The organism is Paenibacillus sp. MSJ-34, assembly GCF_018918005.1.
Lineage (GTDB): Bacteria > Bacillota > Bacilli > Paenibacillales > Paenibacillaceae > MSJ-34.
The window spans coordinates 139915-155630 of sequence record NZ_JAHLPR010000004.1; the positions used below are offsets into that span (position 1 = coordinate 139915).

Annotated in this window: 19 protein-coding genes; 10 read left to right on the top strand and 9 right to left on the bottom strand. The window is 50.9% G+C overall.

The window, feature by feature from the left end:
• The first annotated feature begins 104 nt into the window (after positions 1-104).
• Positions 105-902: a TrmB family transcriptional regulator gene (locus KQI79_RS03160; RefSeq protein WP_216536772.1), complete on the top strand. Its 798-nt coding sequence runs from the start codon at positions 105-107 to the stop codon at positions 900-902.
• Between the two features lie 42 nt (positions 903-944).
• On the opposite strand, the gene mscL is transcribed toward KQI79_RS03160, so the two are convergent.
• The 6 genes from mscL to KQI79_RS03190 form a co-directional block, all read right to left on the bottom strand.
• The gene (gene mscL / locus KQI79_RS03165) at positions 945-1418 is read right to left on the bottom strand and encodes a large conductance mechanosensitive channel protein MscL (RefSeq protein ID WP_216536773.1); all 474 of its coding nucleotides are present in this window, start codon (positions 1416-1418) and stop codon (positions 945-947) included.
• A 60-nt stretch (positions 1419-1478) separates the two neighbouring features.
• Positions 1479-2375 carry a diacylglycerol/lipid kinase family protein gene (locus KQI79_RS03170; RefSeq protein ID WP_216536774.1) on the bottom strand — a complete coding sequence of 299 codons (897 nt, stop codon included), beginning with the start codon at positions 2373-2375 and terminating at the stop codon, positions 1479-1481.
• 77 nt (positions 2376-2452) lie between these two features.
• A complete protein-coding gene (locus KQI79_RS03175) occupies positions 2453-2797 on the bottom strand; it encodes a DUF4870 domain-containing protein (protein WP_216536775.1) in 345 nt (114 codons plus the stop codon).
• A gap of 432 nt (positions 2798-3229) precedes the next feature.
• Positions 3230-3511, bottom strand: coding sequence for a transposase (locus KQI79_RS03180; RefSeq protein ID WP_216536776.1), 282 nt, complete (start codon positions 3509-3511; stop codon positions 3230-3232).
• 263 nt (positions 3512-3774) lie between these two features.
• Entirely contained in the window at positions 3775-4101 is a 327-nt protein-coding gene (locus KQI79_RS03185) for a zinc ribbon domain-containing protein (RefSeq protein WP_216536777.1), read from the bottom strand.
• A 52-nt stretch (positions 4102-4153) separates the two neighbouring features.
• Positions 4154-5332: an MFS transporter gene (locus KQI79_RS03190; RefSeq protein WP_216536778.1), complete on the bottom strand. Its 1179-nt coding sequence runs from the start codon at positions 5330-5332 to the stop codon at positions 4154-4156.
• A gap of 335 nt (positions 5333-5667) precedes the next feature.
• Here KQI79_RS03190 and KQI79_RS03195 point away from each other — a divergent pair, with 335 nt between their 5' ends.
• The 7 genes from KQI79_RS03195 (at position 5668) to KQI79_RS03225 (ending at position 11676) form a co-directional block, all read left to right on the top strand.
• Positions 5668-5847: a hypothetical protein gene (locus KQI79_RS03195; RefSeq protein WP_216536779.1), complete on the top strand. Its 180-nt coding sequence runs from the start codon at positions 5668-5670 to the stop codon at positions 5845-5847.
• A 437-nt stretch (positions 5848-6284) separates the two neighbouring features.
• Positions 6285-7337, top strand: a complete 1053-nt coding sequence (gene coxB, locus KQI79_RS03200; RefSeq protein ID WP_216536780.1) for a cytochrome c oxidase subunit II — start codon at positions 6285-6287, stop codon at positions 7335-7337.
• Between the two features lie 47 nt (positions 7338-7384).
• Positions 7385-9235, top strand: a complete 1851-nt coding sequence (gene ctaD / locus KQI79_RS03205) for a cytochrome c oxidase subunit I (protein WP_216536812.1) — start codon at positions 7385-7387, stop codon at positions 9233-9235.
• Positions 9232-9864, top strand: a complete 633-nt coding sequence (locus tag KQI79_RS03210) for a cytochrome (ubi)quinol oxidase subunit III (RefSeq protein ID WP_216536781.1) — start codon at positions 9232-9234, stop codon at positions 9862-9864. Before ctaD ends, KQI79_RS03210 begins: the two co-directional genes overlap by 4 nt.
• A 3-nt stretch (positions 9865-9867) precedes the next feature.
• Positions 9868-10185, top strand: a complete 318-nt coding sequence (locus tag KQI79_RS03215) for a cytochrome C oxidase subunit IV family protein (RefSeq protein ID WP_216536782.1) — start codon at positions 9868-9870, stop codon at positions 10183-10185.
• Between the two features lie 88 nt (positions 10186-10273).
• Positions 10274-11182, top strand: a complete 909-nt coding sequence (ctaG, locus tag KQI79_RS03220) for a cytochrome c oxidase assembly factor CtaG (RefSeq protein ID WP_216536783.1) — start codon at positions 10274-10276, stop codon at positions 11180-11182.
• 29 nt (positions 11183-11211) lie between these two features.
• Positions 11212-11676: a DUF420 domain-containing protein gene (locus KQI79_RS03225; RefSeq protein WP_216536784.1), complete on the top strand. Its 465-nt coding sequence runs from the start codon at positions 11212-11214 to the stop codon at positions 11674-11676.
• Positions 11677-11965: 289 nt separating this feature from the next.
• On the opposite strand, the gene KQI79_RS03230 is transcribed toward KQI79_RS03225, so the two are convergent.
• Genes KQI79_RS03230 through KQI79_RS03240 form a run of 3 tightly spaced genes read right to left on the bottom strand, consistent with a single transcriptional unit; the run spans position 11966 to position 14335 of the window.
• Entirely contained in the window at positions 11966-13447 is a 1482-nt protein-coding gene (locus tag KQI79_RS03230; RefSeq protein ID WP_216536785.1) for a hypothetical protein, read from the bottom strand.
• On the bottom strand, positions 13444-13800 hold the full coding sequence (locus tag KQI79_RS03235; RefSeq protein ID WP_216536786.1) for a hypothetical protein: 357 nt from the start codon (positions 13798-13800) through the stop codon (positions 13444-13446). The genes KQI79_RS03230 and KQI79_RS03235 overlap by 4 nt, the downstream gene beginning before the upstream one ends.
• Complete coding sequence (locus KQI79_RS03240; RefSeq protein ID WP_216536787.1) at positions 13784-14335, bottom strand: RNA polymerase sigma factor; 552 nt, start codon at positions 14333-14335, stop codon at positions 13784-13786. The genes KQI79_RS03235 and KQI79_RS03240 overlap by 17 nt, the downstream gene beginning before the upstream one ends.
• Positions 14336-14549: 214 nt before the next feature.
• On the opposite strand from KQI79_RS03240, the gene KQI79_RS03245 reads away from it, so the two are divergent.
• Both KQI79_RS03245 and KQI79_RS03250 read left to right on the top strand, forming a co-directional pair.
• Positions 14550-15269: a hypothetical protein gene (locus KQI79_RS03245; RefSeq protein ID WP_216536788.1), complete on the top strand. Its 720-nt coding sequence runs from the start codon at positions 14550-14552 to the stop codon at positions 15267-15269.
• Positions 15270-15311: 42 nt separating this feature from the next.
• The gene (locus tag KQI79_RS03250) at positions 15312-15701 is read left to right on the top strand and encodes a GntR family transcriptional regulator (RefSeq protein WP_216536789.1); all 390 of its coding nucleotides are present in this window, start codon (positions 15312-15314) and stop codon (positions 15699-15701) included.
• The last annotated feature ends 15 nt before the right edge of the window (positions 15702-15716 follow it).

Genomic DNA, 15716 nt, shown 5'->3' on the forward strand with positions numbered 1-15716 from the left:
CGCGTTGCAGTAGCTAGGCAAAATTGATACGATAGGGCTAAGAGACTAGTAGAGATCGCAGACAGTTAGTTGTGATAGCATCTGTGAAAGGGGCAGCCAGAGAAATGGAGCGTTTGTTGCAGCATTTGCGCGTGTTAGGATTTACGGAGATGGAGTCGAGGATGTTGGTTGTACTGGCGGAACAGGGCGCTATGACGGGATATGAAGTGGCGAAACGGCTCGGCGTATCGCGCTCGAACGTGTACGCGGCGCTGCAGAAGCTGGTCGACCATGGATTCGTGATGTGCAGCAAAGGCGAGCCTTCTTTATATACGATGATTCCGGTAGAGGAACTGACCCGCAGCATAGCCGATAAAATGCAGGAGTCGATTCGGATCGTAGAGGAGTCGATGCCGAAACGAAGCGACGATCGGACGGAATTTTACAGCATAGAGAGCGATCGGAAAGTAATGGATAATTTGCGCCGGGAACTGGAGAAAGCGCAGTTCGAGATTATTGCCGATGTATGGACCGAGGAAGCCTCGCTATTCCGCAAAGAACTCGAAACGGCCGAAGAGCGGGGTGTGAAGGTGTTGTGGTCGGTCATCGGCGGAGACGAGGATTTGCGGCTCGCACAGCAAATGATCGTGCACGGCCGGGACGGGGCGTGGCGGACGCAGACCGGCGGGCGCAAATTTTCGTTCGTCATCGATCGGCGCTGGTGCATGATCGGCATGCGCGGCGAAGGACAAGCGACGAAAGCGATGGCGACCGAGCATCCGGCGATGATCGAACTGCTTCTGAACAATTTTGCGCATGATTTGGTCATTTACGAGATGGAGCAAGAAATGGGCCCGGAGATTGAAAGGAAGTACGGCGCCAACTACGAGCGAATCTATCAGAAATATTTCAAGCTGCAATAATAGAGTAGGCGCCTGCCTCACGGCAACCGCCCGAACAGACAATTATTTCGCTTCGGCAGGCTCTTCGAGAATGGACGTGCAATGAGCGCAGCGCGTCGCTTGTACCGGAATTTTGGACAAACAGAAAGGACAGTCTTTCGTTGTTGGTTTTTCAGCCGGCTTTTCGGCTATCACTTTTCTTCTCAGCATATTAATCGTCTTCACTAGCAAAAACACGCTGAGCGCAACAATAAGAAAATCGAGCATTACATTAATAAATTGGCCGTAGGCGATGACCGCCGCACCGGCCTCTTGGGCTTTGGCGAGCGAAGCGAAGTTGCCCTTGTCCGGATCCAAGTTGATAAACAGATCGACGAAGCTGGAGCCTCCCAACACTTTACCGATTGGCGGCATAATAATGTCGTTGACGATCGATGTGACAATTTTCCCGAACGCCCCGCCGATAATGACCCCGACCGCCAAATCGATAACGTTGCCGCGTATTGCAAATTCTCTAAATTCTTTGAGTATTTTCATAGTTCACAATCTACCTCCTTTACTATCGTATAGGCCTGTCCGCGGCACGTCAAATCAAATCTATGGGGTCACGATGAGCAACGTTTGCGGTTCGGCCTGCGCGCTTAGCGGCGTTGCGCCGCAAGGTTCGCCGTCGCCGTATGCGATGCGCGGCAACTCGGAGGAGACGGAAACGGCGTATGCGCGCAGCATTGTCACATACGGCAGCTTCGTATGCCTGCCTTGCAATACGGTAGGGAAAAGGCGCAGAAGCTGCCATTTCGTACAGCCGTGGACAACGCAGACGTCGAGCAAGCCGTCGTCAGGCTGCGCCTGCGGGCAGATGCGAAGGCCGCCGCCATATGTTGCGACGTTGGCGACGGCGGCCATCCACGCATCGGCGAACGTCGCCGTCCGCTCGCCGTCGAGCTCGAGCCGGAGCTGGGCGGGACGAAATCGGATTAGCGTATGCATAATTCCGATGATATACGCAACCCGCCCGATGCCGAGGCGGTTGCACCACTTCTTGTAGCCGCCGTTGTTGACCGCTTCCGCGACGGCGGCGTCAAATCCGACGGCGAGCGCCGTAACGGAACGCTCGCCGTCAACGCCGATCAGGTCGATGCGCCGGCATCGACCTGACAACAGCACCTCCAGCGCGGCCAAAGGCTTGCGCGGGATGCCGAACCCCCGGGCGGTATCGTTGCCCGATCCCGCCGGAATGACCGCGAGCGGCACATCCCTGCCGCTCAGCTCCGGCAAGACGCTGCGGATCGTGCCGTCGCCGCCGATCACTGCGACCGCGCGCAGCGGCCAGGCGGCGAGCGCTTCCCGCACCTGCATCCGCGCTTGCTCCGCAACGTCCGTTACCGCGCAGCGGTACTCGATGTTCCGCTCCCGCAACGTCCGCTCCATCTTGCGCCAGACGCGCATGCCGTTTCCGTTTCCCGCCTGCCGGTTAATTACAAAAAAATACAAACGCCTCTCCCCTTGCCGTCGTTCCTCTTCTGCCATTTGCTATTGATTATACAACAACGGAACGGGAGCGCAATCTTTTATTTGTTCAGCTGTTTCTCCACCAAATCGCCGACGAGCGGCAATTTAAACCATTTGCCTTGAAACGCCTGAATCATCGTAACGATCCATAGAATGAAAATGAGAAGTCCGATGAGGGAAGAAAAGATCCAACCGATGAAAGGAATGCCCGCCAAAATCATTTGAGCGACAAAGAGCGGGAGAAAGGTGAAAATCGACTGCAATGCATGAAAACGTACAAACCTGCTGTCTTTTTCAATCAATACAAAAATGATGCCGGTAACGAACGTCAAAATGTAACAAAGCAGTCCCGCCACATTTTCATCCAGTCCGGAAGACGTTTTTCTCGGGATATTGGGTTCCATCCGGAAACCTCCTTTAAATAAGTAGATTTTGGTAATCAGATACTTTTATTTAATCATATCCTTCATAGAAAAGGATAGAACAATTTTCATTAATCTTACAAAATCTGACGAACAGTAAGAAATTGTCGACAAACTATAGAGGCACGAGTGCGGCGTTCAAAATGTAACGGAACTGAAAGACCTTAAAGTGGCAAAGCTCATTCTTCTCGGATTATAACGGAACCTAGCGCTCTTATTCGTTGATTATGTATGGAGAAATGAACGAATGACGGCAAATAAGGTCCCTCATTTCCGTTACATATTAAAAAGCCTCGATTTTGTTCAAATAACGTCTCCTGCATCCGTTAGCGACAAAATTGCTGCAGGCGCGCAAACACACATCAAAAAAACCTTGCCGGCGGATGGCGCTCCGCCAGGGCAAGGCAGCAATGATTACTTGTCTTGGCGATCCCTATGCCCGCGAGGATGAACGAGTTTTTCGCCTTCCTCTTTGTCGTCCGCTTTGGGAACGAGTCTTGGATCGGTTTGTCCTTCATGATGATTGTCGAACATATATTCCTTCAGTTCCCATTCCGTCACGCCGAGCTGAACGTCCGCCGGGAACGTCTGTCCGCGGTGCAGATGCTCCTCTCTTCCCCATTCGTTGGTGTATATGCCGTCCACCTCGACGCGCTCCTTCGAGATCGGGTTCATGTCGCTGCCGTCGCGATCCATATATGCAACCCCCTTATGCTAAGTTACTAATCTATGGTTCCCTTTCCGCTTGCGATCATGCGCCCGGTCGCATGCCACTATTTTCATCGGCAATCCGACGCCATTTCCCGCATTGTTCCAACATTATTCCAGCATCAAGAAACCGATGACGGTTCGAAGCAATGAATCTGTCACTAATTCCGGATATCCGCCTCACGTGGGTAGTATTCGCGAAACGCTCAAGGCTATTGTTGGCATGCATCCCGCAACCGAAATTGTAAGTCTTAGAACAATCGCAAGCCGCAGGAAGGACAATGCTCATCGCGGTGGGTTGCGGCGGCGCCGCAAGCGGGACAGTCTTCTTCGAACGGTTCCGCGGAAGCGGGCTCAGCCGCCGTACGGTCCGACGGTTTCTCCGGATCGTAGGGCGACACAGCTCCTCCGAACAGCGCTTCGAAATATTTTTTCAACTCCCGATGCTTCTCCGAATCGTCGGCCGTCATACGGACAACGGCGATCATGCCGATCACAATCGCTAAAACGACGCTTACTGCGATAAAGGTACCGATCCAATGAACTGCGCTTCCGTATAATGGCTCCTCTCCAGCCATACCGCATCCCCTCCGCTAGATGGATAAGAGACGAACTCCTAATTGCAGCCTATTACAGCGCTTCGCCTTTGGAGGATCTTATAGGATAAAGAATATAGAATAGAGCGATCAATCCGAACAAGACCGCACTGATCATAACGACCGTTTGTTCATTATACATGTCCGACAAAAATCCCCCCAGCACCGGCCCGATCATGACGCCGATTCCTTCCACCGTGGAGAAAAGCCCCCAGCCGAGCCCTTTCTGGGAAGGAGGGATGTAGGAAGCGAGCAGCGCGTTCCATGCGGGCAGAACGGCCGAGTAGGAAAGGCCGAGCACGATCGCCCATATAAAGGTGAGCCGCAAGGACGGCAGCATCGATAACGAATAAAGCGCAAACGCGAAAATCGCGAATCCGATGACGAGAAACCATTTGCGACCGAACTGGTCCGCAAGCTTGCCCATCGGAATAAGCCCGACGACGGCGCATGCGCCGCCAAGCAGAAGCAGCAGGGAGTATTGTCCGCTCGTCAGCGCCAGCGATCCTTGGGCGAAACTCGGCAAGATCGGCACGATCATGCTTGCGCCGGTCGTCTGCAAAATCATGCCGGGCAGAAGCGGCCTCATCATGCGCAATCGCTCTCCAAGCATCCGCAGCTGGGTGCGCAGCGGAATCGTATCGATGCTCGATTGCCTCTCGTTGGAAATGAACATCGAGAGGAACCAGGCGCCGAGCGTCAGCAGCACCAAAATCCAATAGGTCAGCTTCGGGCTCGCGTCGATCAGAAGATTGCACACGACAGGGCCGAGTCCCATACCGATCAGCCAAATGGTATATAGATACCCCATCTGCGTCGCGCGCCGTTCCGGGGATACTTTCGACAAGCAAACGATCCAAATCGGAGACATTCCGACGCCGTAAAGGGCTGAGGCAAGAATAAAGAGGCCGGGCCTCGAGCCGTACTGGAACATAAACATGCCAATAAGCGAAATAAGCAGTCCCGAATGGACGATAAAACGAATGGAAAAGCGGTCGAGCAAGTAGCCGATGACGATTTTCAATCCTGTGTCGGTTAAATAATGCGCGGTAATGGCGGCGCCGATCATGGTGGCGTTAATAATCAATATTTCTTTTCCGTAGATTGGGACGAAACTGACCAGAGTGGCTCCTCTTGCAAACTCCACTAAAAACAAAACAAAGGATAAGAGCCAAATCTCTCTTCCTATCCCCAAATTTCGAATCGATTTCACGTAAACTCTCCTCGTATAAATGTGGTTGGCCGATATAATATGTAGACGCAATATAAATAAGGAAGCTTCTAGTATTATTATACACTAGCCTATTCTATTTATACAAAAGTGTAATGAAAGTAAGAGAATAGAGTTTTCGAAAAAGAAAGAGGGAATATCATGAAACAAGTCAAATATTTACATTTGTCCTTTGCGGTTTTTAACTTGACTGGAATATGATATAATGTAACGAACAGGTGCTGCAGGCATTGTCTTACATCATGTGGGAAAAGTTGAATATTTACTGCGTTCTCTAATATGGAGCATACTCGATTACGCTTTGGGAGGGAATCTTCATGGCAACGAAAGGACATAACGAAGTGAAGGAAAGTATCAAGGAAATGGCGCGAATTTTCCGACCTAAGGATCCGAGAAAGTTTGTCAAGGAATATGTCCGCAAGTACCACATTATGGGAGGGTATGAGGAGGAATTGACTCTCCTTGTTGAAAACGAATTGGTGAAATTGGATTCTTGATCATAATTGCACAGCCGTCTTTGTGAAGCTCGCTTTCGCATTGGCGGCTTTTTTTCGGCGATGCGCGGCAACGCGCTGTTGACGGCGGTTTTCGAATAAAAGAAAAGCATATCGGCGATAATATGGAATAAAGTGTCTAAATTGTGACAATTGTGTTGCGATGGCCGCTTTTAGCTTCCGGTTGACATCATTGACGGATTAAAGCGTAAGCTATTATTGTAAGCGTTTGCAAATTCAGGGCTGGTGCGATTTTGACAGCTTTGAGAACAATTTGTGAACTGGCTTGAAAACATTGACAAAAAGGTGAAGGAAATTTATATTTATACGTGATGGTCTTAATTGACAAGACGTTTGACTTCTGTGTTTAACAAGTGAATTGCCTTTTTTTTATGCATAAAATTGGCAATTGGCTAAAACGTAAAAAGTGGGGTTGATTAATGATGAATCGGTGGCATGCGGTAAAACGACTCCTCCCAGTGTTGGCGGGTTTAACGTTATTACTATCCGCTTGCGGAAGAGCGGATTTGTCCGCCTTGAATCCGCAAGGGCCGGTAGCGGAAGAGCAATTCGGATTGATAAAACTGTCGATCGCCATCATGGGATTCGTAATGGTTGTCGTCTTTGCTCTTACCTTTTATGTATTGTTCAGATTCCGGAGACGCAAAGGGCAAAACGAAATTCCAGAGCAAGTGGAAGGGAATCATAAGCTGGAGATTATTTGGACCGTAATTCCGATTGTCCTTTTAATTATTTTAGCGGTTCCTACAGTGAAATACGTGTTTCAATTCGCCGAGGATCACTCCAAGGACGAAAATGCCGTTCAAGTGAAGGTGACAGCGCATCAATATTGGTGGGAATTCGAATATCCGCAATATGGCGTGACCACGGCCCAGGAGCTTGTCGTTCCTACTACGAAGCGGATTTCTCTTCAATTGAAGACCGCCGACGTTCTGCATTCCTTCTGGATTCCTTCATTAATGGGGAAAATCGACACGAATACGGAAGGCAACATTAATAAAGCATATTTTGAAGCGCCGAAAGCCGGCGTCTACCGCGGGAAATGCGCCGAGTTGTGCGGACCTTCGCATGCTCTGATGGATTTCAAAGTCGTAGCGGTCGACGAAGCTGCGTTCGGCAAATGGGTCGAAGAAATGAAAGCGCCGGCCGTTCTGCCGGAAGATGAGCACATCCGGGAAGTTTTCAAATCGCAATGCTTGGCATGCCATGCGATTGGCGACCAAGGCGCGCCGACATTCCCTAACCTTACGGGCATCGGCAGCAAGGAAGCGGTAGCGGGCGTACTGTTGAACGGTACCGGTCCCGGGGAACAACCGGTTGAACAAAACTTGAAGGAATGGATCGCCGATCCGCAAAGAGTGAAACCGGGCAACAAAATGCCAGCGGTGCCTCTAACGCCGGAAGAACTTGACGGCATTGCGAAATATTTAGCGGAACAAAAATTAACTTACAATGAAAACAGCGCGAAATAAAGGGGGTACATACCTTGGCTCATTCGGTGAAACGGTATCGGGGTTTGATGGACTGGATTACGACCGTAGACCATAAAAAGATCGGAATTCTTTATCTTATTGCCGGGGGTCTATTCTTCCTGATCGGCGGGATAGAAGCCATTCTCATTCGGATCCAGCTTATGGGACCGAAGATGGAATTCGTTTCTGCGGCAGTATTTAACGAATTGATTACGATGCACGGTACGACGATGATTTTTCTGGCGGCGATGCCGCTGATCTTCGCGTTAATGAACGCGATCGTACCGTTGCAGATCGGAGCGCGCGACGTTGCGTTCCCATTTTTGAACTCGCTTGGATTTTGGACGTTTTTCTTCGGCGGCTTGCTGCTCAATTTGAGCTGGATCGTAGGCGGAGCGCCGGATGCGGGCTGGACTTCCTACGTTCCGCTTGCAACGAACGAATATAGCACTACGCACGGGGTCGATTTTTATACGATCGGCTTGCAGATTGCCGGGATCGGTACGTTGCTCGGGGGCATTAACTTCCTGGCGACGATTATCACGATGCGCGCGCCTGGCATGACGTTTATGCGTATGCCGATGTTTACATGGACGGCGTTTATTACGTCCGCGCTTATATTGTTCGCATTCCCGGCCGTTACTGTCGGACTGGTCTTGCTGACGTTCGACAGATTGTTCGGAGCGAACTTCTTCGAAGTTGCCAACGGGGGGAACCCGATTTTATGGCAGCATATTTTCTGGATCTTCGGACACCCTGAAGTTTACATTTTGATTTTGCCGGCATTCGGTATTATTTCCGAAGTCATCAGCACGTTCTCCAGAAAGCGGTTGTTCGGTTACAGCTCGATGGTATTCGCAACCATGCTGATCGGCTTCTTGGGCTTCATGGTATGGGCGCACCACATGTTTGCCGTCGGTTTAGGGCCTATCGCCAATGCTTTGTTCGCCGTCGCTACGATGTTGATTGCGATCCCGACCGGGATCAAGATTTTCAACTGGATCTTTACGATGTGGGGCGGGCAAATTACATTTAATACGGCAAGCTTGTTCGCGATCGGATTTATTCCGACTTTCGTTATGGGCGGGGTAACCGGTGTTATGCTCGCTGCCGCGCCGGCCGACTATCAGTATCACGATACGTATTTCGTCGTCGCGCATTTCCACTACGTTATCGTCGGCGGCTTGATACTCGGTTTGTTCTCCGGTTTCCATTACTGGTGGCCGAAAATGTTCGGACGGATGCTGAACGAGACGTTGGGCAAATTAACATTTGTCACGTTCTATATCGGTTTCCATCTCACTTTCTTCGTGCAGCATTTCCTTGGATTGATCGGAATGCCGCGCCGCGTATTTACTTATTTGCCGAACCAAGGATTCGACACGATGAACTTGATCAGTTCGATCGGAGCGTTCCTGATGGGCGTCGGTACGATTTTCTTCCTGCTGAACATCGTCGTATCCGCGAAGAAACGCGGCGAAGTTCCTGCCGATCCGTGGCAAGACGGGCGTACGATCGAATGGACGATTCCTTCGCCGCCGCCGGAATACAACTTTAAACAAACTCCGCTCGTTCGCGGATATGACGCTTATTGGAAAGAAAAAATGGCCGGCAATAAGGAAATGACGCCTGCCGAGCCGGTTGGACCGATTCATATGCCGTCCGCCTCCATCTTGCCTTTCTTGATGTCGGTCGGTCTGTTTATCGCAGGTTTCGGCTTTATGTTCGCCAAAGATACGTTCGGCAACGCTTTTGTCGGCATGTTGTTCAACAATTACATCGTTGCCATCATCGGTTTGGTGATTACGTTCGCAAGCATGGCCGCCCGTTCGATCGTGGACGATCACGGCTGGCATATCGAGCCGGATGAACTGAACGACAAGGGGGTTAAAGCATGAACGCGCACGCAGAACACCAAGTAGAGTTTAACGAGAGCAATTGGCCGCAAGAACCGGAAAAGGCGACCTTGGAAGGACGCAATAAGGTTCTCGGATTTTGGCTCTTCCTTGGCGGAGAGACGGTCCTGTTCGGTACGCTGTTCGCGACGTTTCTGGCGCTTCGCAACGAAATCGCCGACGGGAAGGCCGCAAGCGAATTGTTTCAATTGCCTATGGTCTTCGCCGCAACGATGATTCTCTTGGTCAGCAGCTTGACCAGCGTATTCGCGATTCAGGCGATGCATCGTTATCGCGTCAAGTCGATGCTCAATTGGTTGATCGTTACGGTTATATTAGGATTAGCGTTTCTCGGTTTGGAAATTTACGAGTTCGTTGAATACGTCCATGAAGGTCATAAGTTTACGACGAGCGCATTCAGTTCTTCGTTCTATACGCTAGTCGGTTTTCACGGGGCGCACGTGGCGTTCGGGATCGTATGGATCTCCTTGCTGATCGCGCAGTTATTCCGCAAAGGCTTGAATTTCGTTACAGCTCCGAAAGTATATGTGGCGGCCATTTACTGGCACTTTATCGACGTCGTTTGGGTTTTCATCTTTACGGTTGTTTACTTGATGGGAAAGGTGGGGTAATCGATGACAACGGATCAAGCCGCTCCGAAACAATCCCAACACCGGCATAGGCATGAAGGTCCCCAAAAGCATATCGTCGCGTTCATCTTCTCGATCGTCTTAACGCTGATTGCATTCGCGGCGGTTGCGGCGCTTGAAGTCAATGCGACATTTACGATTATCATTTTGCTGGTCATGGCCGTGCTGCAAGTGGTCATCCAGATGGCTTACTGGATGCATATGAAAGACCGCGGTCACCTGATGCCGATCATATTCATCTTCGGCGGGGCGGTCATCGCCTTCACATGCATCATTATGGCAATCTACTGGGTTTGGTGGTAAAATGGGAAGAGGAGGGCTTCGACAAGATGCCCCCTCTTTTTTTCAAATCGTTGCGAAAAAAAGAAGCTGATCGGATAGGAGGTACCTCATGCTTGGTTTGGAATATTTTAGCTTCTCTGATTTATGGAGCCCGTTGTTCCTCGGCTTTATGCTTTTGGCAACAATCGCATATCTGATGGCGGTAGGGCCGATGAGACATCGCTTTGCCGATTCGGACAAGATCTCGCTTGCCAAGAAAATATCGTTTGTCACCGGAATGGTATTGCTATATGTGGCGCAAGGGGGTCCGATCAGCTTTCTTAGCCATATGATGTTCAGCTTCCATATGGTGGCGATGGCGCTGTCGTACATTATCGCGCCGCCTTTGCTGCTAATGGGGACGCCGGCCTGGTTGTGGCGAGCGATATTGAAATACAATCCGTTGCGGAAATTCGGTTTTCTCATGAATCCGATTTTTGCGGCCGTTTTGTTTAACGTCTTATTCTCGCTCTATCACGTACCGGCCGTTCACGATTACGTGATGCTAAACTTTACGGTGCATCGGCTCTATTATATCGCCTTGTTTATCACGTCCATGATGATGTGGTGGCCGCTTCTATGTCCGGTACCGGAATGGAACAATATGTCCGACGTCAAGAAGATGGGCTATATCTTCTTGAACAGCGTATTAATTACGCCAGCATGCGGGTTGATTATTTTCGCGGGCGCCCCGGTATATGCGACCTATAACGATCCGGAGATATGGTCGCAGGCGATGGGCTACTGTTTCTCGGGAGACCCGGCGGTATTGCTGGAGCTGTATGAGGGACCGGCATTTTTCAACTTGTTCACGCCGCTGGAGGACCAGCAGATCGGCGGAATTGCAATGAAATTAATACAGGAATTCGTCAACGGCTCGGTGCTTGCCTATGTCTTTATTCATTGGTTCAAGCGCGAGAGCAAAGACGATGATATCATGGATGTGATACCGGAAACCGGTCAATTAAACAAAGCATAGAACGGCATCGGGAAAGGATGGGGAAACAGATGGATTTGTATACGATCTTTCCGACGATCAGCACGTCGTTTATCGTGATTAGCGCCATACTCGTGGCGATCGGATGGGTCCTGATCGTAAAGGGCAGGCGCGAAGCGCATCAGAAGACGATGATTGCAGCAGCTATTGCGGCGATCGTCTTTTTCGTCATTTATATGTCGAGGACGATCTTCGTCGGCAATACGTCATGGGGCGGTCCCGAAAATTTGAAGCTGTACTATCATATTTTCTTGTTTTTCCATATTACGCTGGCGACGATCGCGGCTGTATTCGGCTTGACGACATTGGTCCTGGCATTTAAAAAACGGTTCGCCAAACACCGCAAATGGGGCAGGGTGACGGCCGTCATCTGGTTCGGTTCGGCAATTACCGGCGTCATGGTGTACACTTTGCTGTACGTTCTCTATCCGGGCGGGCATACGAAACCGATGATCGACGCCATTTTCGGATTGTAGGCTTGCCTTAGGAAATGAAATCGCCTTATTTGCGAATGAAGATTCGTAAATAAGGCGATTTTGTTTTTATGCGTTGTGTCATACTGCTCCATTCCCCGCCTTCTGTCGATATCCCCCTAGTTCAGTGTGCCAACTTTCATCATTGAGAGGCCCGGACCGTCGTTACCCTCACATTCCATTGATCGGCCCGCTTTTCTGAGGGAGAGGGATTTCGATAGAAGGCGAAATGAGTAGATGCAGGGCTGATGGCCTCCATCTCTCTGTTTCGCCTAACCGTCGCCCGGATTCATCAGTTTTGCTTGCCGTCGCTTTCTCTCGCCCGAGCTTCCGTTTCGCGCATCAGTTCCCGATCGAACGGGCTCGGATGCGGAATTTGCCGCAAGTAGCTCAGCGCCGTCTGCGGATCGCCCTCGTCATTCATTGTAATGCCGTGCAAATGCATGATCGCGAGCGCGCGCAGCGCATATGGGTTGTGGAGCTCCGTTTCGTACGTTTGCATCGCTTCTTCGTATTTGCCTTCGACGACAAGCTTGTCGCCTTTCAACTGCTCCTTATCGTCCAGAGAGAAGAAAGGCAGGTTGTTGTCGAAGGAGGTATAATAGCCGCTGGAACTGCTTATTTTTAAGCCGTCGCTGTCGTATGCGTCGACAGACCAGACGAATTTGCCTCCTGGATAGACGGCGCCTAGAATCGCGGCCGGAGACAACTGCGTTCTCCCTTCTCCGTCCGACGTCTTGCCATATCCGCGCGGCACCGTGCGCAGCGTTTCGATGCCGTACTCCGCATAGGGCTCGCGCCACGTATCCTCCAATGCAATGGGGAACGTATCGTACGATTCGCCCTCCCGGACATTATCTATCGCCGAAATGGTCAGTTTATAATAATCCGCGCCGGGGTACGGCTCCCACTCGAAGCGGATGACGTCTTCGGCAATCGTTTCTTTATTCGTCGGGTTTACCACTTTCACTTGCGGGACGAACCGAACGTCATATTCGGCGGTCGTTCCTTCCGTCACAACGACCGTTTGGTTCGCCGGCTCGGCAAGATAATAGCCGTCGACCTTCTCTTTCCGCAAGCCGACTCCAATCTCGTATTCGCCTGGGGCGACATCGTAGAAGCGGAATGTGCCGTCCCGATCCGTCAGCGCCATCGGATAATAACCGAAGGGCGGGCTATGCCACACGTTCTCTCCTTTGCGGCGAAGTACGGCATACGCATCCGCGGCGGGAGCGTCGCCGATCTGCACGCTTCCTGTTACGGAAGGGGCGGCATCAGGACGAACATGCCGCGAAGCCAGCATCGCCGCATGCATTTTTGCCGTTTTGCGGCGTTCGCCATACGTGCTATCGTCTTGCGCAATCTCCCGGTACAGCTTCTCCGCCTCATCCCATTTTTCCCCGACCATATATAAGTCTGCCAATTTCCAACGAGCCATACCGGCATGGCGATAGTCCGGATATTCCGACAGCAGCCGCTCCAACAGTTTCTCGGCGTAGGCCAACTGCCGTTTGGAGTTTCGCTCTCCATGGGAGTACGACGACGCAGTCGGAAAGACGAACAACAGATGATCTTGACCCGGAAACGGCACCATCGTTTCCGCCGCCCAGTACAACGCCTCGGGCGCTTCTTTGCTGTTAGGAAAATAGGTTAACACCGCATCGTATTTTTGCATTTTGTATAGAACGGAGGGCATGGCAAGATAGGCAACCGCCGATAGAAGGAATAGTCCGGCGAGTCCGAGCGCCAACGTTTTGACTTTGATCCGAATCATCGCTCCCATCCCTTCTGAAGCTGCTCTTTGTAATATACGCCTCCGTTCATGGCAATCAACTCGGACTCGTACCGCTCAACTGTGCCGATATCGCGGCGTTCTTCTTCGATGACGGCCTGCATCTGCTTGAGATAGGACGAAGACGAGTCGGCGCAATCCAGCCACAACCAGCCGCCTGCAATGACAAGCAGACAAACGGCGGCGGCGGCCGAACCGGGGATGCGAATTTCACGCTCCCAGAAAGACGGCTTGGCACGCTGCAGAACCCGTCGCTTCATGATATCGGTGAACTCGGCATCGGCTAATTCCCGTTCCAAGGCGGAACGAATGTTATGTTTAGATGGTTGCCCCATCGACCCCATCTCCTTCCTCTAACTTGCTTCTTAACAGCGTTCTGCCGCGCGATAATTTGCTTTTGACGGTTCCTTCGGATTCCCCGAGCGCCGCGGCGATTTCCTTTATCGTTAACTCCTGATAGTAATACAGCACGATAACGACCCTATACTTATACGGCAATTGTTGAATGTCGGACATGAGCGATAAACGGGCCGCCGCTTGCTCCGGTCCCGGCTCCGTACTGGGAATCGCATCATCCGTCATATCGCGGTACAACAAGCGTTTCCAGGCGGCGAGCCTCATTTTGCTTCGGCATAGATTGACTGTAATCCGCAGCAGCCAAGCGCGCAAGCTGCCCTGACCGCGAAACTGCCGAATCTTTTGAAAAGCGGCGAGAAAAGCTTCCTGGCTAATGTCCTCTGCCAGATGGCGGTCCTTGATAAGCAATATGGCGGTGCGATACACATCGTTGCCGTACCGGTCCATCAGCTTCGACAAGGCGGAACCGTCTCCTTGGCGCAACCGCTCGATCCATTCCTGCTCCGGATTCATAACCTTCCTCCTCACTCCTCATTATACTATGATGTTTGCAGACGGCTGAAAGGTTGCAAATGAAGACAAAAGAAGAGAGATAATTTGCAATGAAAATATCATTTTCCAAACATTGGTCTTCTATAGATGTTGACGGCAGCCGGATCGCAATGTATACTGTGCATAAGATTATATACAGTATACACATGCAACGGCAAGTTGAAAGGGTGAGCGCATGGAACGGCTTCGAAACGCTTGGATGATTACGAAGTTGGAATTTATAGGAATTCATGTACCGCTGGTTTGGACCGTTATTTTCAACCTTTATATTGGGGGGATGTCGGTCCCGATGCTGCAAGGGATTCTAGGTACGAAGGATGGCAAAACGTTCGGTTTTTTTATGGATTTTTACTTTCTCATTCTCATTCCCATGCTCGGTTTTTTCTTTTCGCGGAAATCGGCAAGGTATTTAAGGGAAGATTCTTATACGAAATCGCTGGGACGGTTGCGGGTGCTGCCCGTCAAGTTGGAAGAAATGATTTTGGCGCGAATATTGCTCCTGTTCATTGCGCTGATAGGCAACGCAATCCTCTTCTTCGCCATACAGTATGTTTTTGCGGCAAGCATACGGAATCTGTTGTCCGCAGGCCCGTTTTTGGTGTATGCCTTCACTTGGATCGGCTATGCGTTCATCGTTTCGGCCCTATACATTTACATGGAGTTAGGCTTCAAAGGGAAGATATATTTTTACTTATCGATGCTCTCCATGCTCTTATTGGTGGCTGTCGCTGTCATGGTTCAGGCGCTCGGCTCGAACGTCGTCTTGTTTACGATTGAACAGGCGCAGAGAATGAATGTCGTTATGCCGCTTGCTGCGATAGCCATTGGGCTCGGGAGCCTTGCTTTGTCATACCGGCTGTCGAGGCGAAAGCTTCAAACGAGGGACTTGGCATAACTAGATGCCTGCGAGAAGCATAACGGGAAAAGAGGTGTTAAGGTGTGGATTCCGATTCAATTGAACGAGAATAGCGCTGAGCCGCTATATCATCAAATAGAAGTGCAATTGCGTTCTCTTATCATAAGCGGTCAGATCGAAGCAGGGACGTTGCTGCCTTCCATTCGCGAATTTGCGAGCGAATTGAATTGCAGTGTCATTACGGTGCGGCGCGTCTATCAAGACCTGGAGAATGAAGGGTTGCTGCGCACGAAGCAAGGAACCGGCACATTCGTAGCCAAAGTCGGTACGGAAGAACGAGATCGGCACCGGCGCACCGCCGTTGTGGAAGCGATGGAAGCGGCAATCGACATCGGCATGCGAATGAACTGTTCGCGGGAAGAGATGATGGCCATTTTTACGGACATCATGACGAAAAAATATCAATCATAGATGGCAGAATGAGGT

Bases quoted from the DNA above. Each gene is read 5' to 3' on its own strand.
- KQI79_RS03160 (WP_216536772.1), top strand. From the start codon at position 105: ATGGAGCGTTTGTTGCAGCATTTGCGCGTGTTAGGATTTACGGAGATG.
- KQI79_RS03245 (WP_216536788.1), top strand. From the start codon at position 14,550: ATGGAACGGCTTCGAAACGCTTGGATGATTACGAAGTTGGAATTTATA.
- coxB (WP_216536780.1), top strand. From the start codon at position 6,285: ATGATGAATCGGTGGCATGCGGTAAAACGACTCCTCCCAGTGTTGGCG.
- KQI79_RS03195 (WP_216536779.1), top strand. From the start codon at position 5,668: ATGGCAACGAAAGGACATAACGAAGTGAAGGAAAGTATCAAGGAAATG.
- KQI79_RS03240 (WP_216536787.1), bottom strand. From the start codon at position 14,335: ATGAATCCGGAGCAGGAATGGATCGAGCGGTTGCGCCAAGGAGACGGT.
- KQI79_RS03225 (WP_216536784.1), top strand. From the start codon at position 11,212: ATGGATTTGTATACGATCTTTCCGACGATCAGCACGTCGTTTATCGTG.
- KQI79_RS03180 (WP_216536776.1), bottom strand. From the start codon at position 3,511: ATGGATCGCGACGGCAGCGACATGAACCCGATCTCGAAGGAGCGCGTC.
- KQI79_RS03235 (WP_216536786.1), bottom strand. From the start codon at position 13,800: ATGGGGCAACCATCTAAACATAACATTCGTTCCGCCTTGGAACGGGAA.
- KQI79_RS03175 (WP_216536775.1), bottom strand. From the start codon at position 2,797: ATGGAACCCAATATCCCGAGAAAAACGTCTTCCGGACTGGATGAAAAT.
- KQI79_RS03210 (WP_216536781.1), top strand. From the start codon at position 9,232: ATGAACGCGCACGCAGAACACCAAGTAGAGTTTAACGAGAGCAATTGG.
- ctaD (WP_216536812.1), top strand. From the start codon at position 7,385: ATGGACTGGATTACGACCGTAGACCATAAAAAGATCGGAATTCTTTAT.
- KQI79_RS03185 (WP_216536777.1), bottom strand. From the start codon at position 4,101: ATGGCTGGAGAGGAGCCATTATACGGAAGCGCAGTTCATTGGATCGGT.
- mscL (WP_216536773.1), bottom strand. From the start codon at position 1,418: ATGAAAATACTCAAAGAATTTAGAGAATTTGCAATACGCGGCAACGTT.
- KQI79_RS03230 (WP_216536785.1), bottom strand. From the start codon at position 13,447: ATGATTCGGATCAAAGTCAAAACGTTGGCGCTCGGACTCGCCGGACTA.
- ctaG (WP_216536783.1), top strand. From the start codon at position 10,274: ATGCTTGGTTTGGAATATTTTAGCTTCTCTGATTTATGGAGCCCGTTG.
- KQI79_RS03215 (WP_216536782.1), top strand. From the start codon at position 9,868: ATGACAACGGATCAAGCCGCTCCGAAACAATCCCAACACCGGCATAGG.